Raw genomic sequence first — 26,217 nt, forward strand, 5'->3', positions numbered from 1 at the left:
AGTTTAAAAGGACATGGCATATCGTGTCGCCTTTAAGTTATTTTATAATCCATGTAAACCACTTATTTTATTGAGTTTATACAATGATACGAAGTAATTTTATATAAGGATGTAACATAAAGAACCTGTAATTAGTAACTAAATTTTTTTTTACAGTTACAAAAGATTATTGATTAATATTTATGTTAACTTTCACTAAAGTTCTTTTGTTCAAGAGTACATTTTTACGACACTTGACAAGTATCTGGCCATCCAAGGGAGAAGGACCTGCAAGGAATGCGGGGTCGTGTTTTGGGATAAACAACAAGATGTAGAGGTAGCTATCTACAAAAAGCATTACAAAGCATAAATTTCTTAATGCCATTACGCTTTTCCGTAAGGGTATTTCTTTTAAATTCATTTATTTTGATTTAAATATTTGGAGTTTGATTTAGTACCGTTTTCAAATTTGGTTTGTTAAATTTGGTTGTAATTATTTACTCCTCTTAAAAATTATAGTACGTATTTCCTATGGCAAAAGCAGATATTGATTTTGAAAAAGAATTGTGGGACGCTGCTAACGAGCTTCGTGGTGCGGTTTCAGAGAATAACTATAAGAATTATATATTACCCTGGTCTTTTTAAAACACCTCAGTGAACGATTTGATATCGTTAAAGAGGAACTTGAAAACACCCTTAACGAACCAAGTTCCGAATATTATACCACGGATCAAGCGGAAAAAGATTATGTATTGGCCGATCATGTTGAATATCGTTCTCGTAATACGTTCATGATACCGAAAACTGCCTCATGGCAATATTTAAAGGACAATGCGGAACAAGACGATATTAAAGTAAAGGTTGATGATAGGAATATACAGGTTTCTCAAATTTTAACATTTTAAATTATAAACGTCAAGGGTTCGAATGTTTTATTTTAGGTTAAGGAGTAAAGCATTTGAACAGATATTTTGTTATTGGAAATTGATGTTAGCATAAACAATACGTTAAAAAGCGTCCAAGTATTTAAATATTTAATATTTTTGCATTAATGAAAAGAATTTTTCACAAAATATCATCCTTTTTAATGGCAATTGTAGTGCTATTCTCTACAATGTCATTTACTGTTGATATGCATTATTGTGGAGATACATTAATGGATTCAGCTATTTTCTATAAAGCGGAAAATTGTGGAATGGTGATGGAAAAATCTACATCAAATTCCGACTGTAACATAACAATTAATGATTGCTGTTCAGGCGAACAAATAGTTATTGACGGTCAAGATGAATTAAAAATATCTTTTGACACACTTACTTTCGACCAACAATTGTTTGTTGCATCATTTGTTTACACTTACATAAACCTATTTGAAGGTTTAGAAGAAAATGTAACTTCATATAGAGATTACGCCCCCCCACTCGTCTTCAGGCAAATCTACAAGCTTGACGAGACTTATTTAATTTGATTTTTAAACAATAGACTTTTTTATCCGGTGGATGTTATCCATTAGGATAATTCCTTGTATTCTGTGTTTTCTTAACGCCATTGTCTAATTGTTTAATTATCAAGCTAATGCTAAATAAAAGCATAAAATTTCTAATAGAAAACAAACTTGTTGCAGTACTAATGCTCGTGCTATTTATAGGATGGGGAACGGTCAACGCACCCTTTAATTGGGAAACAGGTTTTTTACCAAGTAACCCCGTAGCCGTTGATGCCATACCAGATATCGGCGAAAATCAGCAGATAGTATTTACCAAATGGGATGGTCGTTCCCCACAAGATATAGAAGACCAAATTACATATCCATTAACCACATCCCTTCTCGGAATTCCAGGCGTTAAAACAATTCGTAGTTCGTCTATGTTCGGGTTTTCGAGCATCTATATCATTTTTGAAGAGGATATAGAATTTTATTGGAGTCGAAGTCGTATTCTCGAAAAACTAAACTCATTGCCAAGTGGATTGCTTCCAGAAGGTGTGAATCCTGCTTTGGGCCCTGATGCAACAGGCTTGGGGCAAATATTTTGGTACACGTTGGAAGGACGTGATGAAAAAGGCAACGTTACTGGAGGATGGGATTTGCACGAATTGCGGAGCATTCAGGATTACTACGTAAAATATGCTTTGTCATCTGCAAGCGGTGTTTCAGAGGTTGCTTCGATCGGTGGTTATGTTCAGGAATATCAAATTGATGTAAATCCCGAGTTGATGCGGCAATACAATATTGGATTGAACCAAGTTGTAAAAGCGGTTAAGGAGAGCAATAAAGATATTGGTGCACAGACCTTGGAAATAAATAAAGCTGAATATTTGGTACGTGGTTTGGGCTATGTTAAGTCTATTTCCGATATAGAAAATGCCGTAGTCACATCCGAAGATTATACAGCAATTAAAATCAAGGATATTGGCAAAGTGTCCATAGGCCCAGCAACTCGCAGGGGAATTTTGGACAAAGAAGGTGCAGAAGTTGTAGGAGCGGTTGTAGTTGCACGATATGGTGCGAACCCAATGGAGGTAATCAACAATGTAAAGGAAAAAATAAATGAATTAAGTACGGGATTGCCATCAAAAGTATTAAGTGATGGAAGAACGTCGCAAGTATCCATTGTGCCTTTTTACGACCGAACGGAACTCATTCAAGAAACTTTAGGAACACTTAACGAAGCATTGACCTTGGAAATACTAATTACCATTTTGGTCATCATCATTATGGTATTTAATCTTCGAGCTTCGGTACTCATATCAGGACTTTTACCCGTTGCCGTTTTAATGGTTTTTATTGCGATGAAACTCTTTGGTGTGGATGCTAATATTGTGGCGTTGTCAGGTATCGCTATTGCGATTGGTACAATGGTAGATGTGGGTGTTATACTCTCGGAAAATATTATCAGGCATCTTGATGAAGATGATGGAACATTACCCATAAACACGGTCGTTTATAACGCTACTGCGGAAGTTTCTGGAGCAATTGTTACGGCAGTAATGACCACCATTATTAGTTTCATTCCTGTATTTACAATGATTGGTGCGGAAGGTAAATTGTTCAGACCATTGGCGTTTACAAAAACATTTGCGTTAACGGCTTCCATAATTGTTGCCTTATTCTTAATCCCACCATTTGCAGCATTTTTGTTCAGAAAGAAAAGCATTAAAAAAACTTCTGGATATGTAATCAATGGCATTTTAATAGCACTTGGTATTATAGCTATCGTCTTTGGTTATTGGTTAGGGCTAATCCTTATTGCGTTTGGAGTTATTACGCTATTAAAACTACAAGATAAAGTAACAGAAAAGCGTTCCAATCTCTTAAACATTGGTGTTTCAGCTTTCGCCATCGTAATCCTTTTAGCCGAATACTGGCGACCTTTAGGTGTAGATAGAAGCATACTTTGGAATCTTATTTTTGTTGGACTTATCTGCTTTGGACTATTAGGTTTCTTTACCTTATTCAGACAATACTATACACGTATTTTAAGATGGGCTTTGGCCAATAAAATACTGTTTCTATCCATTCCAACCCTAATTGTCATTGCTGGTTTTTTTATTATGAAAAATACCGGAAAGGAATTTATGCCATCATTAAACGAGGGTTCATTCCTATTGATGCCAACGTCTATGCCACACGCAGGAGTGGAAGAAAACAAGCGGATTTTACAACAGTTGGATATGGCCGTGGCCAGTATTCCCGAAATCAAAACGGTTGTGGGGAAATCAGGTAGAACAGAATCTGCTTTAGACCCAGCACCATTGTCGATGTACGAAAATGTAATTCAGTATAAATCTGAATACATATTGAATGAGAAAGGAATTCGACAACGCTATAAAGTTAACGATGATGGTTTTTTTATACGAAGTGATGGTAGTTTGATTGAAAATCCAAATTTTCCACTTGGTTCTGAAAAAATTGAAAATGCCCGAAAAAATGGCAAAAAAGTTTTGATAACCGTTGATGAATCTTCCAACAATCTAATTCCCGATGATGATGGCGGATTTTTCAGAAACTGGCGACCAGAAATAAATTCCCCAGACGATATATGGAAGGAAATAGTAAAAGTAACCAAACTACCAGGAGTTACTTCCGCACCTAAATTGCAACCCATTGAAACCCGATTGGTAATGCTTCAAACAGGAATGCGTGCACCAATGGGAATTAAAGTAAAAGGACAGGATTTAAAAGAAATTGAAGCTTTTGGTATTCAATTGGAAAATATCTTGAAACAAGCGGAAGGTGTTAAAACCGAAGCTGTTTTTGCAGATAGAATAGTAGGAAAACCGTATTTATTAATTGATATAGATAGGGAAAAACTGGCACGATATGGCGTAACAATTGAAGAAGTACAAAATGTTCTCAAAGTAGCCGTAGGCGGAATGTCGTTGACCCAAACCGTCGAAGGTCGTGAACGTTATGGGGTTCGTGTTCGTTATCCAAGAGAGTTGCGAGAAAATCCAAACGATTTAAAACAGATATATGTGCCTGTGGAGAAAGGTAGCCCTGTACCATTGGGTGAATTGGCAACCATACGTTATGAACAAGGTCCACAAGTCATTAAAAGTGAAGATACTTTTTTAGTGGGTTATGTCTTATTCGATAAACTGGATGGTTTTGCAGAAGTTAATGTGGTTGAAAATGCCCAAGGGCTTATTCAGCAGAAAATCGATTCGGGGGAATTGATTGTGCCTAAAGGTATCAACTATCAATTCACGGGAACGTATGAAAATCAATTGCGAGCCGAAGAAACTTTATCGGTAGTAGTGCCATTAGCATTAGCAATTATCTTCTTGATTTTATATTTCCAATTTAGGTCGATAGCCACATCATTAATGGTTTTTACAGGAATTGCCGTAGCATTCGCAGGTGGTTTTTTAATGATTTGGCTGTATGGACAAGGTTGGTTCTTAAACTTCAATTTTTTTGGAGAAAATTTACGGGACTTGTTCCAAATGCACACCATTAATTTGAGCGTTGCCGTATGGGTCGGTTTTATCGCCTTGTTTGGTATTGCAACAGATGATGGCGTAGTAATGGCAACCTATCTGACCCAAACCTTTGATAGAAATACACCTGAAACAAAACAGGAAATAAGAGCATCCGTAGTTGAAGCTGGAGAAAAACGTATTCGTCCTTGTTTGATGACCACGGCAACCACCATTTTGGCATTATTACCAGTTTTAACTTCCACAGGTCGAGGAAGCGATATTATGATTCCTATGGCAATACCGAGTTTTGGAGGTATGGTCATCGCCTTAATCACATTGTTCGTTGTTCCTGTTTTATATAGTTGGAAACAAGAGGTACAACTTAAAAACGTAGCGAAATGAAAAGAATAATTTTAATAGTGATTGGACTTTTAACCTTTGGTTTTTCTAATGCTCAACAATTGGAAACCCTTATTGATGAAGCATTGAAAAATAGTCCAGAAATCCAAAAATTTGAATTGCAATATAGCATTGCTTCTGAAAAAGTAAATGAAGTAAACACGATTCCAAATACTGAATTAGGCGTTGGCTATTTTGTGAGCGAACCGGAAACGAGAACAGGAGCTCAACGCTTTAAGGTGTCAGCTAAACAAATGATGCCTTGGTTTGGCTCTATCACGGCAAGGGAAAATTATGTAAGCTCATTAGCCGATGCAAAATATGAGGACATTGTTATTGCCAAAAGGAAATTATTGACCTCTGTATCGCAATCCTATTACAATCTCTATGCAAATAAGGCAAAACAAAAAGTACTGGTTGAAAATATTGAATTGCTCGAAACCTACGAAACATTGGCTTTGACTTCTCTTGAAGTTGGTAAAGCTTCAGCAGTAGATGTATTGCGATTACAAATGCGTCAAAACGAGTTGGAACAACTAAAAGAAGTGTTGGCTCAACAATATTTGGCGGAACAAACGCTACTCAATAAATTGTTGAACCGTGATAAAGATATTGTAGTGAATGTGGTTGAAGAACTAACTATTCCATCTGAAACCGACTTAATCAATACAGAAAATTTATCCCTACATCCCGAATTGATTAAATATGACAAACTCTACCAATCGGTTGAGCAGTCCGAGCTATTAAATCAGAAGGAAAGCCTTCCCATGATTGGTTTTGGACTGGATTACGTGAATGTGGACAAAAGACCAAATATGGACTTTAGCGATAACGGAAAAGATATAGTAATGCCAATGGTATCATTATCAATTCCAATATTCAACAATAAGTACAAATCGCAAACCAAACAGAATGAGTTGCAACAGGAGGAAATAACTTTACAAAAACAGGAACGATTGAACAAATTGGAAACGGTTTTAGATAAAGCCGTGAACGATAGAATTTCTGCAAGAATCAGCTACAAAACACAAACGAAGAATTTGAAACAGGCAAATGATGCCGAAGAAATTTTAATCAAAAGCTATGAAACTGGAACAATAGATTTTAACGATGTATTGGACATTCAGGAATTGCAGTTGAAGTTTCAAATGAACCAGATAGAATCCGTTAAGACCTACTATTTGCAATCAACGATAATAAACTATCTCATAAGTTAACAATTACATCAAAAGAGGTAATCGGTTACACCGCAATCCTTTTATTTAATAAAATTTTAATTATAAAAACATATAAAATGAAGAATTTAAAATACCTAACACTACTTATTTTAATGGGATGCCAAACCATTTTTGGCCAAAGCATTTATGAGCAGTCCCAAGAAGGAAATAAAGAAAATCTACCAGTTCACGAATACACTTTGACAATCAAAGAAGAAATGGTAAACAAAGCAGGAAAAGAAGTAAAGGGAATGACCGTAAACGGTACAATCCCTGGTCCCACTTTGGAATTTACCGAAGGTGAATATGCAGTCATTTATGTGAAAAACGAAATGAGCGAGGAAACATCCGTTCATTGGCACGGACTTATTTTACCAAATTTTTATGATGGTGTTCCTTATTTGACAACCCCGCCCATTGCACCCGGAACTACTTTCAAATATGAATTTCCTATAAAACAAAACGGCACATATTGGTATCATTCACATACAATGTTACAGGAACAAAGCGGTGTATTTGGTTCTATTATCATAAAACCAAAAGAAAAAACCTTGGATTACGATAAGGATTTAGTATTGATGCTTTCCGATTGGACAAATGAAAAACCAATGAATGTTCTACGAAACTTAAAGCGTGGCAATGAATGGTATCAAATGAAAAAAGGAACGTCCACACCTCTAAACCAAGTCATTGCAAGAGGTGCATTTGGTGCACAGCTTGATTTTTGGAGACAGCGAATGGAGGGTGCGGATATAGCGGATATTTACTACCCTGCCTTTTTGGTCAATGGCAAAGAGGTTATAGAGTATCCTGAATTTCAACCTGGAGAAAAAATCCGTTTACGAATCATCAATGGGTCGGCATCATCACAATTTTGGATGACATTTGGTGGCGACACCCCAACCTTGATTGCGGCAGATGGTAAGGACGATGTACCTATAAAACGGAACAAGACATTTATTGCCATAGCGGAAACCTATGATTTTATTGTCACCGTTCCAGATGAAGGGAAAATTGAGTTTCGGGCAATGGCACAGGACGGTTCGGGTAGTGCCTTGGCATATATAGGAAACGGCAAAGTTTTACCTGCTGAAATATTGCCAAGACCTGATAAAATCGAAATGATGAAAAAAATGGCAAAAATGGATATGAAGATGGGTGCACACGCCCTAAAATTCCAGCCTAAAAAAGATGAACGGTTTGAAATGAAGGAAGAATATGGGATGCAAATGGATGGAATGAATATGGATACTACAGGCGAAAAGAAAATGAATAAGCCTAAAGATTCAATGAAGAATGAAAAAATAGACCATTCCAAAATGGACCACTCAAAGATTAATATGGAAATGTCCAAGGATTCAAAAATGGAGAAAGATGATATGGAAGGAATGGATATGTTTTCAGAATATAATTACGACTATTTGAAGTCGCCCGAAAAAACAGCCTATGTCAAGGATGTTCCCGTTAAGAAAATCTTACTGAATCTTACTGGAAATATGAACCGTTATATCTGGAGTATGAATGGTGTACCACTTTCCGAAACCGACAAAATCAAAATTAATCATAAGGAAGTAACGAGAATAACCCTAAACAATCTCACAATGATGCACCACCCAATGCATTTGCACGGTCATTATTTTAGGGTCATCAACAAAAACGGCGAGTATTCACCTTTAAAACATACCGTGAATGTACCGCCAATGCAAGAGGTTACAATCGAATTCTATGGTAACGAGTACGGCGATTGGTTCTTTCATTGCCACATACTCTATCATATGATGAGCGGAATGGCACGGGTAATTAGTTATGACACACCTCGTGATGAACGATTAAAAGAACATCCTATAAGTGGTCTCATTAACGAAGCCGATATGTATTATACGTGGGCGATGCTCGATGCAGCATCACATATGACCGAGTTTAATTTTACAACTTCCAATATTCGTAACCAATTTAATGTAATGGGGGAATACGGTTGGAATAAAAACCTTGAAGCAGAAGTAACCTACGAACGCTATCTGCACGATTATTTAAGGGTGTTTGGTGGTGTTAACATAGAAAATGAACTGGAAGATAGTTTAGATGAACTTTCAACCACAGCAGTTGTTGGAGTTAGATATTTAACCCCTTTTCTCTTTAATCTCGATGTGCGTATCGATAACAAATTAAGACCACAAATTGGTTTGAGCCGTGAAATACTCATTTTTCCGAGAACAGCAATTTTTGGCACTTATGAATACCAAGCAGATTTTGGATGGGTAAATGACCTTCCAGTAAAAGACAATTTCGCAAAGGAAGTTGTTTGGAATGCAGGTATCGAATATTTTATATCACGAAACTTTTCATTTATGGCAAGCTACGATAACCGTTTTGGTGCAGGTGGTGGGTTCTCAGTAAGATTTTAAATAAAAAATGAATCAGATTATTAATTCCAAAAATTAAAAAATTATGAACTATTATTTTAACAAAACAATCGAAGGCACTTTTGAAGATGTAATCGATAAAGTTACACAAGGGTTAAAACATGAAGGTTTTGGCATACTTACAGAAATTGACGTCAAAGAAATCTTAAAGAAAAAACTTGATGTAACCTTTAAAAAATATAGAATTCTTGGGGCTTGTAACCCGCCGTTTGCACACAAAGCGTTGCAAGCAGAAGATAAAATCGGAACAATGTTGCCCTGCACATAGTACAGGAAATAGAAGAAGGTGTTATTGAGGTAGCTGCGGTTAACCCAATGGCATCAATGCAGGCTGTAGAAAACGAAAAATTGAACGCTATTGCCAATGAAATAACGTCAATGTTGGAAAATGTGATTGAAAAATTATAAGACATTATTCACAAATATTAAACAACAAAAAAACAATTATAAACTTAAAACAAAACAAAATGAAAAAAGTAAAATTAACAATACCCATTATTGTAATGGCTTTTGTGAGCCTAACTGCAATGTCTTGTAAAGACAGTAAAAAGGAAAAATTAACTGATACGATGCACTCTGAAATGAACCATGACACAGAGCAAAGTGCGAAAGCAAACTTTAACGATGAAAAGACAGCAGAAGTATATCAGCATTATATTCATATTAAAACTGCCTTGGTAAATTCAAATGCAACTGAAGCACAATCTGGTGCGAAGATGTTAATTGAAAATACAGATGATGATGCATTTAAAACTGCTGTTTCGATGATTGCGGATTCTGATGATATCGAAACCCAGCGAAAAGCATTTTCCGATGTAACTGCTCAATTAGAACCATTACTTAAAAAAGCATTGTCATCAGGGGAAATCTATAAACAATTTTGCCCAATGGCATTTAACAATACTGGAGGATACTGGCTTTCCAATGATAAGGAAATACGAAATCCATATTATGGCGATAAGATGTTAAAATGTGGTAAGGTTACAGAAACCATAGAGAAGCTGTAATGTAGTTTTCAGAACTTTTGTTGACTCTTAACTAATATGAACTAAATGAAAATGAAACATACTTACCACATACACGGAATGACTTGCAACGGATGTCGCAGTCACGTAGAAGAGACACTTTCAAAAGTGAAAGGTGTTTCAAAAGTATCAGTCGATTTAAAAAAGGCGGAAGCTACTATCGAAATGGAATACCATATCTCGTTAGATACATTTAAAGAAGCATTAAAAAGTGATGGTGGAAGGTATAGCATCCATAAAAATGGAGAGTATCATCATCATTCCGAAACTAAAAAAGAAAAGAAACCTAAAGGTAAAGGCACAGGAACATTTTATTGCCCAATGCATTGCGAAGGCGATAAAACTTACGATAAAGCTGGAGATTGCCCTGTTTGTGGTATGGATTTAGTCGAAGAACAAAATCTGTCATCTACAACAAAAGAACAATGGACGTGTCCAATGCACCCAGAAATAGTAAAAGATGAATCGGGTTCGTGTCCTATCTGTGGAATGGATTTAGTACCAATGCAACCAGACCTTTCCGCTGAAGTAAAAACCTATAAAACGCTGTTGAAGAAATTTTGGGTAGCGACCGCATTCACATTGCCAATTTTCTTAATAGCAATGAGCGAAATGCTTGCCAACAATCCCTTATACGACCTAATGGAGCAAAAATATTGGAATTGGATTCAGTTTGCATTGTCCATTCCCGTGGTGTTTTACGCAACGTGGATGTTTTTTGAACGTGCCTATAAAAGTATAAAAACGTGGAATCTCAATATGTTCACACTCATTGGTATTGGTGCGGGAGTAGCTTGGCTGTTTAGCGTGGTCGGTATGCTTTTTCCAGATGTTTTTCCAAGTCAGTTCAAAACAGAATCTGGTGCAGTCCACGTTTATTTTGAAGCAGCAACCGTAATTCTAACACTTGTATTGTTGGGTCAACTTTTAGAAGCTCGTGCACACAGCAAAACCAATTCCGCAGTAAAAGAATTATTGAAGTTAGCACCCAACAAGGCAATAAAGGTTGTTAATGGAGAGGAAATTGAAGTAAGTATAGACAAAATTGAACTAAATGATATTCTAAAAGTAAAGCCTGGCGATAAAATTCCCGTGGACGGTGCTGTTACCGAAGGAGAAACAAGCATAGATGAATCTATGATTACCGGAGAACCTATTCCCGTCAATAAAACTGTAGATGATAAAGTGAGTAGCGGTACTATCAATGGCAATCAATCCTTTTTAATGAAAGCCGAAAAAGTGGGTAGCGATACATTACTTTCCCAAATTATACATATGGTCAATGATGCCAGTCGTAGCCGAGCACCCATTCAAAACTTGGCAGATAAAGTTTCGGGTTATTTTGTACCAGTAGTGGTTATTATCTCACTCATTACGTTTGCAATTTGGGCGATTTGGGGCCCAGAACCAGCTTATGTTTATGCTTTGGTCAATGCCATTGCCGTTTTAATTATTGCTTGCCCTTGTGCATTAGGATTGGCAACACCAATGTCTGTGATGGTAGGTGTTGGCAAAGGTGCTCAAAATGGTGTGTTGATTAAAAATGCCGAAGCTCTCGAAAAAATGGACAAGGTAGATACTTTAATCATTGATAAAACAGGAACGATTACCGAAGGAAAACCAACCGTAGAAACGGTAGGTTCTTTTAATAAAAATTACAACGAGAGTGAAATTCTTCAGTACATCGTTTCATTGAATACTAATAGTGAACATCCACTTGCCGAAGCAACCGTGAAACATGGCAAAGAGCAAAATACCAAAGTTTTAAAATCAGATGGATTTAGTGCAGTTACTGGAAAGGGCGTAGAAGGATTTATAAATGATAAAAAAGTAAGTTTAGGAAACCCTAAAATGATGGAATATGCTAATGCAGAAATTTCAGAGGATATGCAGAAAAAAGCAGAATCGTTTCAAAAACAGGGTAAAACAGTTTCTTATTTATCGATGGATAAAGCGGTTGTTGGTTACGTTGTTATAGGCGATAAAATAAAGAAAACGAGTGCCAAAGCTATAAAAGAACTTCAAGACACAGGTATTGATGTTATAATGCTTACAGGAGACAATCACAATACCGCACAAGCCGTGGCTTCTGAACTTAATTTGGCAGATTTTAAAGCAAGTATGCTACCCGAAGACAAACTCAAAGAAGTAGAGAAATTACAGACACATGGTAAAATAGTCGCAATGGCAGGCGATGGCATTAATGATGCCCCAGCTTTAGCGAAAAGTGATGTAGGAGTGGCAATGGGAACAGGAACTGACGTTGCCATAGAAAGTGCAATGATAACCTTGGTTAAAGGCGATTTACACGGTATAGTTAAGGCTAAAAATTTAAGTCATTCTGTAATGCGAAACATAAAGCAAAATCTCTTTTTTGCACTTGTCTATAATACATTGGGCGTACCTATTGCAGCAGGTGTTCTATTTCCATTTTTTGGAATTTTATTATCGCCTATGATTGCTGCTTTAGCAATGAGTTTTAGTTCGGTATCGGTAATTGCAAATGCATTAAGATTAAGAACAATCAAAGTTTAACTATAAAATCATATTAGTATGGAAAATTCAAAACAAAAATCAAATAATAATTACTCGACATTCTTTTTAATGTTAGGTGGCTCGTTCGTAGCAATGTACATCACGATGTACTTGAACACTTATGCGATTGACCACGTTTATTTTAGCTTAACACGGTTTTATATGACCTGTTTGGGAATTTCGGCAATGGCAGTCATAATGTTGCTTTTTATGTTGAAAATGTATAAAAACAAAAAGAAGAATATCGCAATTCTTATGGGAAGCCTTGTACTTTTTATTGGTGCATTGGTTCTCGTTAGGACACAAAAACCAATCATTGGAGACGTGCTATGGATGAAGGCAATGATTCCCCATCATTCAATTGCCATTTTGACAAGTGAAAGAGCAGATATAAAAGACCCAGAAGTAAAACAATTGGCAGAAGATATCATTAAGGCTCAACGAAAAGAAATTGAAGAAATGAAAGCAATGATAAAACGATTAGAAAACAATAAATAGTATGAAAAAATACGCAATATATATAGGAATATTGGTCATAGGGCTACTAATGGGATGGGTTATTTTTGGTAATTCATCCGATATGAAAACGGAACACAATCATAACGAAGTAGCAGAAACCAATCAAATGTGGACCTGCTCTATGCATCCACAGATTATGAAATCAGAACCAGGGAATTGTCCGATTTGTGGCATGGAATTAATTCCTGCCGAAAGTGGTGCGGATGGTCTGCTGGCAGATCAATTTAAGCTAACTGAAAACGCAATGGCTTTGGCCAATGTTCAAACATCATTAGTTGGTAATGGAAAAATAAATGATAATACTATTAAATTATCAGGAAAAATTGTTGAAAATGAAGAATCGAATGCTGTTCAGGTAAGCTATTTTTCTGGAAGGATAGAAAGGTTGAATGTGAGTTTTACAGGAGAAGAAATTCGTAAAGGGCAATTATTGGCCACCATTTATTCTCCTGAATTATATGCCGCTCAACAAGAGTTGATTACTGCGGTTTCCTTAAAAGAATCACAACCTGCATTATACAAAGCGGTAAGAAACAAATTGAAACTTTGGAAATTATCAGAAAGTCAAATCAACAACATTGAAACATCAGTAAAAGTTTTAGAAAACTTTCCTGTATATGCTACGGTTTCAGGTACAGTCTCAGAAAAATTAGTTGAACAGGGCGATTATATCAAACAAGGACAGCCATTATTGAAAATCGCAAAATTAAACACGGTATGGGCAAATTTCGATGTCTATGAAAATCAGATTGATTTATTCAAAAAAGGACAAGAAGTGGCAATCACAACCAATGCATATCCCGATAAGGAATTCAAAGGTAAAGTTTCGTTTATTGACCCTGTGTTAGATACACGAACCAGAACCGTAAAATTAAGAGTGGTGTTAAATAACAAGAACAACGGTTTTAAGCCGGGTATGTTTGTTGAAGGTAAAGTTGAAGGTACTACTTCCACCAAAGAACAAGTGTTAAGTATTCCGTCGACAGCAATTTTATGGACAGGAGAGCGTTCGGTTGTTTATATTAAAAGTAACCCGAATGAGCCAGTTTTTGAAATGAGAGAAGTAGAATTAGGTAATTCAATAGGCGAAAATTACGAAGTGCTAAACGGATTGGAAAATGGCGATGAAATAGTTACCAATGGAACTTTTACTATAGATGCAGCTGCACAATTAAAGGGTAAAAAGTCAATGATGAACAAGGAAGGTGGAAAAACAATGACTGGACACGAAGGACATCTTGGAATGGGTAATAATGTATCAATAAAAGAAAGTGACCATACCAATATGTTTGAACGATTGGATGTATCAGGGAAACTTCGGGAACAATTAAATGTTGTTTTCAATGATTATATCAATTTAAAAGATGCTTTGGTAAAAGAAGATGCAAAAAGTACTTCAGTCAATGCATCAAGTTTACTAAACAATATGAGTAATGTAGATATGAAATTATTGCTAGACAATAAGGCTCATAATCATTGGATGTCATTAGAAGAAGATATAAAATCTTCTGCAACTTCTATTTCTAAAGCATCAGATATAAAAACACAACGGGATCATTTCAAACATCTGTCATCACATTTAATCAAAATGGTTCAATTATTCGGAGTGAACGAAAAAGTCTATGTAGAATTTTGTCCAATGGCGGACAACAACCATGGTGCATACTGGTTGAGTAAAGAAAAAACAGTAATCAATCCATATTTTGGTAAAGCAATGGTATCCTGTGGTGAAGTACAACAAGTATTAGAATAATAATTAAATTTTTATACAATAAAGAAAGTAATTAGAAGTGTAGTTATATTAGTGGTATTAGGTATAATATGTTGTAAAAACAAAATAAAAAAGAAACAGTATGGAAAACCAAAACTACTGTAATATCCAAAGAAATGGCTATGACAGATTTATCTTTTGGCGTAAGGGGTAATTGTGGGATGTGTAAAAATGCCATTGAAAAAGCTGCAAATAGTGTTGATGGCTTAGCAAGAGCCAATTGGAATGTTGATAAAAAGAAAATTGATGTTTCTTTTGATGGTACCAAAACAGATGCAATGTCAATCCATAAGGCAATACCAGCTTCAGGATACGATACCGAAAATGTTGAGGGAAACGAAGCTTACAGTAGTTTGCCAGGTTGTTGTCAATATGAGCACGAAATGATGCAGAATCAGTCTGGTGAAACGAATTGAGAAGACCATTCAACTCATAACCATTAGAACCCACATAAGTAGAGTCCGTTTTAGGGCTCTTTTATTCTATAACGTACTAGAATTTTAGAGTAGATTTTTATAATAAATATATTAGTTTTCACTTAAGTGGATGATGAGAAAATTTTTGGTGGTTCATTGAATTTCATGAAAAAATTCAAAGGGATTTTCATAGTTAGAGTCCTTGGAGTAAGATGGACTTTCCAAAGCACCTAAAGTAAAGTTCAAATAAAGGATTATTAACTTAGACACATAAGTGGGACATCATCAATGATGCTGTCCAATTGTTGTAGGTAATGCTGAAAAACCAACAAACCAATTGAAAAAGACCATATTTGAAATTACCAAAATGGACTGTCCATCGGAGGAAAACCTAATCCGAATGAAATTGGACGGAATACCGGGTATTGCGAATTTGGACTTTGATATTCCGAATCGAAAATTGACCGTTTTTTACAGCGGAGAAATTGCCCAAATAGAAAAGTCAGTTATCGAACTGAATTTAGGAGGGAAAAAAATCTCGACTGAACAAACCGACCAAACGGAATTTAAAGAAAACGCAAACCAGAAAAAGCTACTTTGGTCTGTACTGGCAATTAATTTTGTTTTTTTTATTATAGAAATGACAACAGGAATTATCTCAAAATCTATGGGGCTTGTTGCCGACAGTTTAGATATGCTTGCAGACAGTTTCGTTTACGGAATTAGTTTGTTTGCGGTTGGTGGAACAGCTATAAAGAAAAAGCGGATTGCCAAACTTGCTGGATATTTTCAAATAACACTTGCGATTATTGGATTTGTAGAAGTTTTAAGGAGATTTTTCGGAGACGAGAAACTTCCCGATTTTTCGACAATGATTATCGTTTCGATTTTTGCACTTATCGCAAACGGAATTTGTCTTTACATTTTGCAAAAGTCCAAGAGTAAAGAAGAGGCACATATGAAAGCTAGTATGATTTTCACCTCGAATGACGTGATTATCAATTTGGGAGTAATAATTGCTGGAATTTTAGTAAATTATTTGAGTTCCAATAAACCCGATTTGATTATCGGAACAATCGTTTTTGTGTTGGTAATTCAAGGAGCGTTTAGAATATTGAAATTGAGCAAGTGAGTGGAAATACTATTTAATTCAAAATGTTCAATGAAAAGCCTTGGTCCAGTTCTCTAAAGTCCAAATATGGGTTTAGAAAGGACACTTTCTCGGCAAACCAGAATAGAATTAAAAGTTCAAATAAAGGATAGCAACAATTTGGAAATACTCCATATTCATGGATACGCCCTTGAATTGTGGGAATTATTATCCCGGATCATACCAGCTTCCTTTCGTAATTCATCTTCTTTTTTTGATGACATAGTTATGCCTTAAAATGCAAAAGGTTTTTGGTGGATAATTTAAATCAATTATTCATAACCCATTTTGTTCAATCAATCAAATAAAATCAATTAGGAATAAATAAAATATTTTTACACAAAAAGTAGCAATTCTGTACTTATTCTGTACTAGGTGAAATAAAAAAAGGCTCCCAATTTTTCGGAAGCCCTTTGTTCTCTAGTAGCGGGGACTGGACTCGAACCAGCGACCTTCGGGTTATGAGCCCGACGAGCTACCTACTGCTCTACCCCGCGATGTATATCAAACGCCAATTAAAGGCATCTGGTTTCCCAAAATTCCCAGGTCAAGTAGGTACCCTGTCCTGAGCGTAGTCGAAGGGTACTGCTCTACCCCGCGATATGGGTTTCTCCTTTCTTGTTTTGCAACTTCGGCTCATTACACCGACAAGAAGAGCGCTACTATTTGTAACGGGCGACAAATATACAACGGTTTCTTGGTATAATCAAAACTTGTTGCGATAATCTTTTTAAGACGGCCCTTCGGTGAAACCTCTTAAAAATCCATATCTTCGGATTTTTATAGCCCATGGACCTTATCAATGATTTTATAGCAAAGATGTTGCCCTATACAGAATGGCCTATGTTCATTCTTCTTATACTTGGCGGACTCTTTCTTGTTTTTTATTCTAAATTATTGCCTTATCGGTATTTTGGACATGCTATAGCCATTACCATGGGTAAATATGATGGTAAGAATGCTAAAGGTGATGTCAGTTCCTTTCAGGCACTTTCGGCAGCGGTTGCTGCCACAGTAGGGTTGGGTAATATTTCAGGGGTTGCCATTGCCATTCATGATGGTGGTCCCGGAGTGGTTTTTTGGATTTGGATGACCGCCTTGATCGGTATGTGCATTAAATTCTATTCCTGTAGTTTATCAATAATGTTTAGAAAGACCGATGCCCAAGGTAATCTGCAGGGAGGTCCCATGTACTATATAACCCAAGGTTTAGGGGAAAAAGCAAGACCCTTGGCCGTTTTCTTTGCGATTTGCGGATTATTTGGTTTTTTAGGGGTGTTTACAGCCAATCAATTTACAGAGACTTTTATGAGTGTGGTAGAACCGTCACGAACCATATATGGGATGAGTGATGTTAATTGGAAATGGACCATAGGTTTGGTTTTGGCCCTGGTTACCTCTTTGGTTATTTTTGGTGGTTTGACAAAAATTGCCAAAGTAGCCTCAGCCATTGTACCTTTTATGGTCGCCGTCTATTTGATTGCTGTAATCGTGGTTATGGTGATGAATGCTTCCCAAATAATCCCATCACTCCAAATGATCATTACAGAAGCCTGGAATTTCGATACTATGGTTACTGGGGGATTTTGGGGCTTGGTGATTATTGGTGTTCGCAGGGCCATGTTCTCCAATGAGGCTGGTCTGGGGAGTGCGCCAATGTACCATGGCCAATCCAAAACGGATAATCCTATAAAGGAAGGTTTGGTCGCAATGTTGGGACCTTTTATAGATACCATAATGGTTTGTACCTTTACGGCGGTGGTTATCATCCTTAGTGGTGCTTATCTGGAAGACCAAAGTGGTATTGTAATGACCCTTTCGGCTTTTGAAAAGACACTTTTTGGTTATGGTGATGGCCTCTTGATGTTGATTGTGACCGCCTTTGCATTATCAACGTTATTTACCTATTCGTATTACGGTGTAAAGTGTTTATCGTTTCTTACGAATGCAAAAATTGGTAGATTCTATAATTGGTACTTTGTGATCATGATTGTTTTTGCGGCCGTTGCGTCGTTGGAATTGGTCAAAAACCTGATCGATCTATCCTATGCGCTAATGGTAATACCGAATATGATCGCAGTACTATTATTAGCACCCAAAGTGAATAAGGCAGCAAATGAGTATTTTAAAAATTTGAAGAATGGCAGAGCATAAAGCAGGATTCGTAAATATTATCGGAAACCCGAATGTGGGCAAGTCCACCTTGATGAATGCCTTTGTGGGCGAGAAACTCTCTATAATAACCTCAAAGGCGCAGACGACCCGGCACCGGATTTTGGGGATAGTGAATGGGGATGATTTTCAAATGATACTCTCAGATACCCCAGGCATAATCAAACCAGCCTATGAGTTGCAGTCTTCTATGATGGATTTTGTAAAATCTGCCTTTGAAGATGCCGATGTGTTATTGTATATGGTTGAGATTGGTGAGCAGGCATTAAAGGATGAGCAGTTTTTTGAAAAAATAAAGAACAGTAAAATACCGGTACTCCTATTATTGAATAAGATAGATGCTTCCACGCAGGAAGAATTGGAAAAGCAGGTACAGTATTGGCAAGAACAATTGCCAACGGTTGAGATCCATCCAATTTCTGCATTGAATAACTTCAACGTTAAAGGAGTGTTTGAGCGAATTTTGGAATTGCTTCCAGAATCACCGGCATTTTATCCTAAAGATCAACTTACCGATAAACCCGAACGGTTTTTTGTAAATGAGACCATTCGTGAAAAAATATTGCTTTTTTACAAGAAAGAAATTCCATATTCCGTTGAGATTGAAACCGAGGAATTTTTTGAAGAGCCCGAAATCATTCGAATGAGATCGGTAATCATGGTTGAGCGCGATTCCCAAAAAGGTATTATCATTGGCCATAAAGGGAGTGCCCTAAAGCGGGTAGGTGTTCAGGCACGTAAGGACCTGGAAAAGTTTTTCGGGAAACAAATCCATCTTGAGTTGTATGTGAAGGTCAACAAAAACTGGAGAAGCGACGCCCGACAATTAAAACGTTTTGGTTATAATCAAAAAAAATAAGCTACAGCCCAAGTCTCTCGTTCATGAAATTATGAAGCTCTTGCATTTGAGGCTTTCCCTTGCTTCTTCCTGTCCTACCAAAAGCATAGAGTACAAACCACAAGAGTACCATAAAAACCATAAGGCCAATTTGTAGACGAATTGGCCTACCCAGAGAAGCACTTGAATAGGCCCAAATGCCCAATCCGGTAAAGATAGTGGCTACCCCAAAATGTAAGAACATGAAAAAGGTCCATAGGGTAGGGTTGGGGCCGAACAAACCATAAAGCCTGCTGCCACCTTCTTCAGTAGTATTGATTTCCAAATGTAACTGTGGTGACCAAAAATGGACTTTTTCTTTATTGAATTTTATAAAGACATGGTCATCCATTCGTTTTACCACAAAAGGAGGTTGGTTTATGTTTTCAAAGGCATCTAAAACCGATTCTTTGGGTTGCGGCAACTGAAGTTGAAACCTTGGACGTAATACTATTTCATTGGGTAGGATGGTCATAACTATTCGTATCGATGTTGAAATGTAACTAAAAATAGAAAAACATTGCGGTGGTGTACAATGTTTTTCTATATTTGAATTTCGGTAAAGTGTTTTATTTTATCGATGAAATACCAAAATCCCCTATTTGGCATGAAAAATATTGTAATAATTGGAGCATCGGAACATCACAGTGTAGTGTTGGATGATGTTGAGGATAAGGGTGTTTACGATCTTATCGGATATGTTGATCCTTTTCAAAAGAAAGGTAGGAAGCATAATGGTTATCCTATACTGGGAAGTGAACATGACTTGCCTTTTTTGATCGATAAGCATAATATTTATGGCGGAATAGTAGCTACAAAGGATGCTAATACTAAGAAATTCCTTGTAGATAGGGTCTTGAAGATTATTCCTGATTTCAATTTTATAGCTTCCGATTTACCTTCCGTGGAATTAGGAAGAAATCATTCGGTAAGTAATGGCAGAATGTTTGCGCAAGAAGATCTTGAAATTCAAAAGGGTGGGGAAGAAGCTTTTATCCACCCCCTTGCCGATGTTCAGTCCGAGTGTATTGGTAATGAAACCAAAGTTTGGCAATTCAGTGTTATTTTGAAAAATGCTAGGGTTGGCAGCAACTGCAATATTAACAGCCATACATTTATTGAAAATAACGTTGTCGTTGGTAACAATGTAACGGTTAAATGTGGTGTGTATCTTTGGGACGGGATGCGAATAGAGGATGATGTCTTTATTGGTCCAAATGTAACATTCACCAATGATAAATACCCTCGATCTAAAAATTACCCAGTAGAATATCAACGCATTATCATAAAAAAAGGAGCTTCTATTGGGGCCAATTCTACAATTTTAGGGGGAGTTTGTATCGGTAAAAACGCAATGATCGGAGCAGGAAGTGTCGTTTCTAAAAATGTTCCTGAAGGGGAACTTTGGGTAGGAAATCCTGCAAGGTTTGTCAGGGAAATTGAATCTGTTGAGGAGCTCTCAATCGTTGAGGGTAAATTCAACAAGGTTGAATTCTAGTATTATTCTTTCTCTAGAACCTTGGTGGGCATCTTGAAATTGTTGTTTAGGGCAGCAGATTCTTTATGTGGCCCTTGTGTACACCGAGCACTGATACCAATATCAGCATATATATAGAAAGCGTTCCGAAAATCGTAAAATTGGAGGGCAACGACGGGTTTTTATGTCAAAATATTCGGGTTGCTACGGATGATGTCTTCTTATTTGGTATTCTTTATGAATTTTTGAAGATTAAATAATACTACCTTTGCACAAAATTAAAGTTGTATGGGTGCTATTGTCGCTATTGTTGGAAGACCTAATGTTGGGAAATCGACCTTTTTTAATCGATTGATCCAGAGGAGGGAAGCAATTGTTGATGCCGTTAGTGGGGTAACCCGTGATAGGCATTATGGTAAGAGTGATTGGAACGGAAAGGAATTTTCCTTGATCGATACCGGAGGATATGTACTGGGAAGTGATGATGTCTTTGAGAAACAAATCGATAAACAGGTAGAATTGGCCATTGAAGAGGCAGATGCCTTGGTCTTTATGGTTGATGTCGAAAGTGGAGTCACGGGAATGGATGAGGATGTGGCCATTTTATTACGACGGTCGAATAAACCCGTATTTTTAGCGGTAAATAAGGTAGATAATGCTAAACGTGCCGAGGATGCAGTGGAATTTTACGGACTCGGATTAGGGGAGTATTATCCGCTATCAAGTATAAATGGTAGTGGTACCGGGGAACTGCTTGACGCTTTGGTTGAGGTATTACCCGATAATGAAGAGGAGGAAAATGAGTTGCCACGGTTTGCCGTTGTGGGTAGGCCCAATGCTGGAAAATCATCCTTTATCAATGCTTTGATAGGGGAAGAAAGGTATATCGTTACCGATATTGCCGGTACTACACGGGATAGTATTGATACCAAATACAATCGTTTTGGATTCGAGTTTAATTTGGTAGATACGGCGGGAATACGCCGAAAATCAAAGGTTAAGGAGGATCTGGAGTTTTATTCGGTCATGCGGTCGGTACGTGCCATTGAACATAGTGATGTCTGTCTTTTGATATTGGATGCCTCTAGGGGTTTTGATGGTCAGGTGGCCAATATATTTTGGCTGGCTCATAGAAATAATAAGGGAATTGTGATTTTGGTGAATAAATGGGATTTGGTGGAAGACAAGGAAACCAACACCATGAAACAATATACCGAAAAGATAAAAAAGGCTATTGAACCATTTACCGATGTACCTATTCTTTTTATTTCCGCACTGACCAAACAGCGTATCTACAAGGCGATAGAAACTGCGGTACAGGTGTATAATAACCGAAGTGCCAAAATACCGACACGTAAATTCAATGACATTATGTTGCCTATCATTGAAAATTATCCACCGCCTGCCTATAAGGGTAAGTTTGTGAAAATCAAGTTCTGTACCCAATTACCAACGCCTTATCCGCAATTTGCATTTTTTTGTAACCTACCACAGTACGTGCGTGAACCTTACAAAAGATATTTGGAGAATAAACTAAGGGAGAATTTTGATTTCACTGGGGTGCCGATTATGATCTTTATGCGTAAGAAGTAGTTGAGTCAGTTTTAGTCAAGTGAAATAATAAAGATACCGTTGCCCATTTGGGCTGGAGTGCCGTCAATTTCCAGATTTTGTAGAAAAGCAACATTTCCACAACAGGAACTGTTCACAGCCTCCAATTCAATAAAAGTTGCCTTCAATTCAAATCGCGTATCATTGCCAATCAGCAATGTGTATGAATAGTTGCCTTCGGCCCATTCAGGATTTTGAAGGAAAAGAATGGGGTTTTGGGCGGAATCCAAATCAGATACAAGGTGAAGATTCGTTTCCAAGGCCGTTTCACCTTCCATGGTAATATCTTCCAAGGAATAGTTTCCATCGGAAAACACATTGGATCCATCAGCGATAATTTCCATACCTATCGAAGGGGAGCCCAAACATAAAACCGCGGAACAATCGTTTTTATCATCCTCACAACTTAATAGTAAAAATATAAATATGGCGTAGATGCGGAATTTCTTTAAAAGCATATGTCTTTTTACTTTTTAAGATGGGGGTAATTGCAACAGGTTGCGTGTAATTTCAGACAATTAAATCACCAGCCACCGGAAGCGCCACCTCCGCCACCCATGCCACCTCCAAAGCCCCCTCCGAAGCCACCTCCGCCTCCGAAGCCACCTCCGCCTCCGAAACCACCACCGGAACCGAAGCCACCACCGGAACTGCCTCCACGACCCATATTACTTAGGATGATTACATCCCATAGGTCAAGTCCGGATTTTCTCCCACCACCTTTGCCACCACCATTTCTTCGGTTGCGACTGGAAAGTATGATCATGATGACAATAAAAATGATGATGGGTAGAAAGGCATCAAATGGAATACCGGTATTGTCGTTTAAGGAACGTTCCTCATTAAATTCCCCATTTAAAACTTGAAAAATAGCATCACTACCACTATTCAGACCTTCATAATAATCGTCTTGTTTAAAATGGGGTATGATAACATTTTCGATAATCCTTCTGGACATCGCATCGGTCAAGGAACCTTCAACACCATAACCCGTATTGATACCGATTTTTCGGTCGTCTTTGGCTAAAATAATTAATACTCCATTGTCTTTGCCCTTTTGTCCAATGCCCCAATCGGTGAGCCAATTTGCCCCTAGATAATTAATCTCTTCACCTTCAGTAGAACTTATTATGGCTACGACTATTTGTGTAGAGGTGCTGTCTGAATAACGGATAAGCTTTTGTTCCAGACTATTTTTCTGGCCTTCGCTTAAGAGATTAATATAGTCGTAAACACTGGTTTCCTCTTTTGGTTTATCAGGAATCTGGAACTGGGCGAAAGAACCCAAACCCCAGAAAAGAAACAATACAAGTATACTAGTTTTTAGATATTTCATTGCTCAGTTCATTTACATCGCCATGTTGCCATGGAAAATGTCTTTCCAACTCCTTTCCGGCGTTCAATATACCCTCAATGAGGCCTTGTTTGAACCTTCCGTCCTTAAAATGCGATGCAATAGTGTCCCTAGTGGTGTCCCAGAAATTTTCAGGCACAACCTTGTCAATGCCCCGATCACCGTAAATAGCAAATTTATTATCGTTTACAGCAACATAGATCAGTACTCCGTTTTCTTCTTTGGTGTTGTCCATTTTCAGTGAATGGAATACTTCCTTGGCCCTATCAAGTAGGTCCTTTTTTGCATGGGACTCTATATGTACCCGTATTTCCCCGGAAGTATTTTTTTCAGCATCGACAATGGCCTGAACAATTTCCTGCTCTTCCTCCGCCGTTAAAAAGTTTTCTACTCGAGACATGATCTGGGCCTATTTAAAATCGAAATTTACATCGGGCGCCTGTTCTGCCCCCGCCTCTGATTTGAAGTACGAAAGCTCTTCAAAATTGAACAAACCTGCCAAAAGGGAATTTGGGAAGGTCTTTATGTGTTTGTTATAGGGTTCTACCGTGGCATTAAAGCGATCTCGGGCTACATTGATCCGATTTTCTGTACCCTCCAACTGCGATTGTAGTTCCAGAAAGTTTTGGTTGGCCTTCAAGTCAGGATACCGTTCTACCGTTACCAAAAGGCTTTTTAGTGCGCCACTTAATCCGCCTTGAACTTCATTGAATTTGGCCAATTGTTCAGGGGTAATATTTGTTGGGTCTATAGATACTGAAGTGGCTTTTGCCCGGGCTTCGATAACATCTGTTAAGGTACCCCTTTCAAAATCTGCAGCGCCCTGAACGGTTTTTACCAGGTTGTCTATAAGGTCATTTCTACGTTGGTAAGAACTTTCTACATTAGCCCAGGTCTTGGTCGAAGTTTCTTTGAGTTCAATAGCCGTATTGTTGAAGCCTACTCCCCATTGGTAAAGTCCAAAAGCTATTACAGCGAGTATTATTAAAGGTATTAACCATTTTTTCATGATAGTCTGTGTTAGAAGTTATTTATAGTTGATCTTTTATCTTAACAAGTTCACTTTTGACATATTCCAATTTCTGGATAATATCAAAATTTGATAGGGTTTTTTGTTTTTCTTCCTTTAAATGGGTTTTGGCACCTTCGAGGGTAAAGCCCCGTTCTTTGACCAAATGATAGATCAATTGAAGGTTTTTTATATCCTGTGGGGTAAATTTGCGATTGCCTTTTGCATTTTTTTTAGGCTTTAGTGCATCAAATTCTTTTTCCCAGAAACGTATTAATGAGGTGTTCACCCCAAATGCCTTGGCTACTTCACCAATGCCATAATATCGTTTTTCGGGTAAGTCTATATGCATTAATCCAAGGATTGGTTTTCTTGATTGGCAAATTTCAACATGTTCGTGAATTCCTCGGGTGTCAAACTGCCGTAATAGAAGTTTATGGGATTGATCCTTTCATTGTCTTTCCAAACCTCGTAATGTACATGTGGTCCTTCGGATCGGCCAGTGTTGCCCACGAATCCGATTAAGTCACCTCGTTTGACTTTCTGTCCTTTCTTTACGTTGTATTTGCTCATATGGGCATACAGACTTATATATCCATATCCATGATCGATACGGATATGCTTGCCGTAGCCTGAGGAATTGTTGTCTGCCCTAATGATCGTGCCATCTCCCGAAGCATAAATGGGTGTGCCTTTAGGGGCGGTGAAATCCATTCCCCAATGTTTCTTCCGTGCCTTTGTAAAAGGATCGGTTCGCCAACCATAACCGGAAGCCATTCGGGTAAGGTCTTCGTTGTTTACAGGTTGAATCGCCGGTATGGCTGCCAAAAGTTTTTCTTTTTCCTCGGCCAATTTGGTGATTTCGTCCAAAGATTTGGATTGTATGGCGAGTTGTTTTTTGATAATGTCCAGTCTTTTTGTTGTGGCGATTACCATTTCCGAGTTATTGAAACCCTCGAGGGACTTATATCTATTTATACCACCAAAGCCGGCACGGCGCTGTTCCTCGGGAATGGGGTTTGCCTCAAAATACAATCTGTAGATGTTGTTGTCACGCTCTTCCACATTGGCCAGAACTTCTTCAATCTGTTCCATCTTTTTATTGAGAAGTTCAAATTGGAGTTCGTAATTCTTGACCTCACGCTGCAAGGAAAGCTCTTTTGGGGTGTTTATTAAGTTGGTGTTCAACAAAAGAATCAATGAAAGAAACCCAAAGAGGAATGACCCTAGCAAAAACAATGCAATGTTCCGGTATCGCCTAGATTTTTTAGGCTCTATCTTTCGGTATGAAAGTGTATCCGGATCGTAATAGTACTTTACTTTAGACATGAATGGATTTTATCCTATTTTTGTGCTTTCG

Annotated in this window: 21 protein-coding genes, 1 tRNA gene and 2 pseudogenes; 16 read left to right on the forward strand and 8 right to left on the reverse strand. The window is 37.5% G+C overall.

Annotation, left to right across the window (positions count from 1 at the left end; all coding sequences use genetic code 11):
• The first annotated feature begins 510 nt into the window (after window positions 1-510).
• The 12 genes and pseudogenes from HPE56_RS20265 to HPE56_RS05930 all read left to right on the forward strand — a co-directional run bounded on the left by HPE56_RS20265 (window position 511) and on the right by HPE56_RS05930 (window position 16,339).
• Window positions 511-884 (forward strand): annotated as a pseudogene (locus HPE56_RS20265) (type I restriction-modification system subunit M N-terminal domain-containing protein).
• Window positions 885-1,030: 146 nt separating this feature from the next.
• Window positions 1,031-1,447, forward strand: coding sequence for an HYC_CC_PP family protein (locus HPE56_RS05880; protein WP_188242839.1), 417 nt, complete (start codon window positions 1,031-1,033; stop codon window positions 1,445-1,447).
• Between the two features lie 107 nt (window positions 1,448-1,554).
• Window positions 1,555-5,304: an efflux RND transporter permease subunit gene (locus HPE56_RS05885; RefSeq protein WP_188242840.1), complete on the forward strand. Its 3,750-nt coding sequence runs from the start codon at window positions 1,555-1,557 to the stop codon at window positions 5,302-5,304.
• A complete protein-coding gene (locus tag HPE56_RS05890; RefSeq protein ID WP_188242841.1) occupies window positions 5,301-6,518 on the forward strand; it encodes a TolC family protein in 1,218 nt (405 codons plus the stop codon). The genes HPE56_RS05885 and HPE56_RS05890 overlap by 4 nt, the downstream gene beginning before the upstream one ends.
• 77 nt (window positions 6,519-6,595) lie before the next feature.
• On the forward strand, window positions 6,596-8,923 hold the full coding sequence (locus HPE56_RS05895) for a multicopper oxidase domain-containing protein (protein WP_188242842.1): 2,328 nt from the start codon (window positions 6,596-6,598) through the stop codon (window positions 8,921-8,923).
• A 43-nt stretch (window positions 8,924-8,966) separates the two neighbouring features.
• A pseudogene (locus tag HPE56_RS05900) lies at window positions 8,967-9,349 on the forward strand (DUF302 domain-containing protein).
• 59 nt (window positions 9,350-9,408) lie between these two features.
• The gene (locus HPE56_RS05905) at window positions 9,409-9,948 is read left to right on the forward strand and encodes a DUF3347 domain-containing protein (RefSeq protein ID WP_188242843.1); all 540 of its coding nucleotides are present in this window, start codon (window positions 9,409-9,411) and stop codon (window positions 9,946-9,948) included.
• A 51-nt stretch (window positions 9,949-9,999) separates the two neighbouring features.
• Entirely contained in the window at window positions 10,000-12,501 is a 2,502-nt protein-coding gene (locus tag HPE56_RS05910; protein ID WP_188242902.1) for a heavy metal translocating P-type ATPase, read from the forward strand.
• 18 nt (window positions 12,502-12,519) lie between these two features.
• Window positions 12,520-12,999 carry a DUF305 domain-containing protein gene (locus tag HPE56_RS05915; RefSeq protein ID WP_188242844.1) on the forward strand — a complete coding sequence of 160 codons (480 nt, stop codon included), beginning with the start codon at window positions 12,520-12,522 and terminating at the stop codon, window positions 12,997-12,999.
• Between the two features lies 1 nt (window position 13,000).
• Entirely contained in the window at window positions 13,001-14,773 is a 1,773-nt protein-coding gene (locus tag HPE56_RS05920) for an efflux RND transporter periplasmic adaptor subunit (protein WP_188242845.1), read from the forward strand.
• Between the two features lie 140 nt (window positions 14,774-14,913).
• A complete protein-coding gene (locus tag HPE56_RS05925) occupies window positions 14,914-15,207 on the forward strand; it encodes a heavy-metal-associated domain-containing protein (protein ID WP_317173176.1) in 294 nt (97 codons plus the stop codon).
• A 337-nt stretch (window positions 15,208-15,544) separates the two neighbouring features.
• Entirely contained in the window at window positions 15,545-16,339 is a 795-nt protein-coding gene (locus HPE56_RS05930; protein WP_188242846.1) for a cation transporter, read from the forward strand.
• 442 nt (window positions 16,340-16,781) lie between these two features.
• Here the strand turns inward: HPE56_RS05930 and HPE56_RS05935 are convergent.
• Window positions 16,782-16,854 (reverse strand) — tRNA-Met (locus HPE56_RS05935).
• 292 nt (window positions 16,855-17,146) lie between these two features.
• On the opposite strand from HPE56_RS05935, the gene HPE56_RS05940 reads away from it, so the two are divergent.
• Together HPE56_RS05940 and era are read left to right on the forward strand one after the other, a co-directional pair.
• Entirely contained in the window at window positions 17,147-18,511 is a 1,365-nt protein-coding gene (locus tag HPE56_RS05940; protein ID WP_188242847.1) for an alanine/glycine:cation symporter family protein, read from the forward strand.
• Window positions 18,498-19,388: a GTPase Era gene (gene era / locus HPE56_RS05945; RefSeq protein WP_188242848.1), complete on the forward strand. Its 891-nt coding sequence runs from the start codon at window positions 18,498-18,500 to the stop codon at window positions 19,386-19,388. Before HPE56_RS05940 ends, era begins: the two co-directional genes overlap by 14 nt.
• 1 nt (window position 19,389) lies before the next feature.
• On the opposite strand, the gene HPE56_RS05950 is transcribed toward era, so the two are convergent.
• Complete coding sequence (locus tag HPE56_RS05950; RefSeq protein WP_188242849.1) at window positions 19,390-19,881, reverse strand: GTP-binding protein; 492 nt, start codon at window positions 19,879-19,881, stop codon at window positions 19,390-19,392.
• A gap of 132 nt (window positions 19,882-20,013) precedes the next feature.
• On the opposite strand from HPE56_RS05950, the gene HPE56_RS05955 reads away from it, so the two are divergent.
• Window positions 20,014-20,904, forward strand: coding sequence for a DapH/DapD/GlmU-related protein (locus tag HPE56_RS05955; protein WP_188242850.1), 891 nt, complete (start codon window positions 20,014-20,016; stop codon window positions 20,902-20,904).
• Window positions 20,905-21,171: 267 nt separating this feature from the next.
• Window positions 21,172-22,476, forward strand: coding sequence for a ribosome biogenesis GTPase Der (gene der / locus HPE56_RS05960; protein ID WP_188242851.1), 1,305 nt, complete (start codon window positions 21,172-21,174; stop codon window positions 22,474-22,476).
• 11 nt (window positions 22,477-22,487) lie between these two features.
• Here the strand turns inward: der and HPE56_RS05965 are convergent, their stop codons facing one another.
• The 6 genes from HPE56_RS05965 to HPE56_RS05990 all read right to left on the reverse strand — a co-directional run bounded on the left by HPE56_RS05965 (window position 22,488) and on the right by HPE56_RS05990 (window position 26,186).
• Window positions 22,488-22,952, reverse strand: coding sequence for a hypothetical protein (locus HPE56_RS05965; RefSeq protein WP_188242852.1), 465 nt, complete (start codon window positions 22,950-22,952; stop codon window positions 22,488-22,490).
• Window positions 22,953-23,017: 65 nt separating this feature from the next.
• Window positions 23,018-23,830 carry a TPM domain-containing protein gene (locus HPE56_RS05970; protein ID WP_188242853.1) on the reverse strand — a complete coding sequence of 271 codons (813 nt, stop codon included), beginning with the start codon at window positions 23,828-23,830 and terminating at the stop codon, window positions 23,018-23,020.
• Window positions 23,811-24,248 carry a TPM domain-containing protein gene (locus HPE56_RS05975; RefSeq protein ID WP_188242854.1) on the reverse strand — a complete coding sequence of 146 codons (438 nt, stop codon included), beginning with the start codon at window positions 24,246-24,248 and terminating at the stop codon, window positions 23,811-23,813. Before HPE56_RS05975 ends, HPE56_RS05970 begins: the two co-directional genes overlap by 20 nt.
• A 9-nt stretch (window positions 24,249-24,257) precedes the next feature.
• Window positions 24,258-24,857: a LemA family protein gene (locus HPE56_RS05980; RefSeq protein WP_188242855.1), complete on the reverse strand. Its 600-nt coding sequence runs from the start codon at window positions 24,855-24,857 to the stop codon at window positions 24,258-24,260.
• A 22-nt stretch (window positions 24,858-24,879) separates the two neighbouring features.
• On the reverse strand, window positions 24,880-25,209 hold the full coding sequence (locus tag HPE56_RS05985) for a MerR family transcriptional regulator (protein ID WP_109654912.1): 330 nt from the start codon (window positions 25,207-25,209) through the stop codon (window positions 24,880-24,882).
• A complete protein-coding gene (locus tag HPE56_RS05990; RefSeq protein WP_109654910.1) occupies window positions 25,209-26,186 on the reverse strand; it encodes a M23 family metallopeptidase in 978 nt (325 codons plus the stop codon). Before HPE56_RS05990 ends, HPE56_RS05985 begins: the two co-directional genes overlap by 1 nt.
• Window positions 26,187-26,217 lie beyond the last annotated feature (31 nt).

The sequence above is a fragment of the Maribacter aquimaris genome (assembly GCF_014596745.1).
In the GTDB taxonomy this organism is placed as follows: Bacteria; Bacteroidota; Bacteroidia; order Flavobacteriales; family Flavobacteriaceae; genus Maribacter_A; species Maribacter_A aquimaris.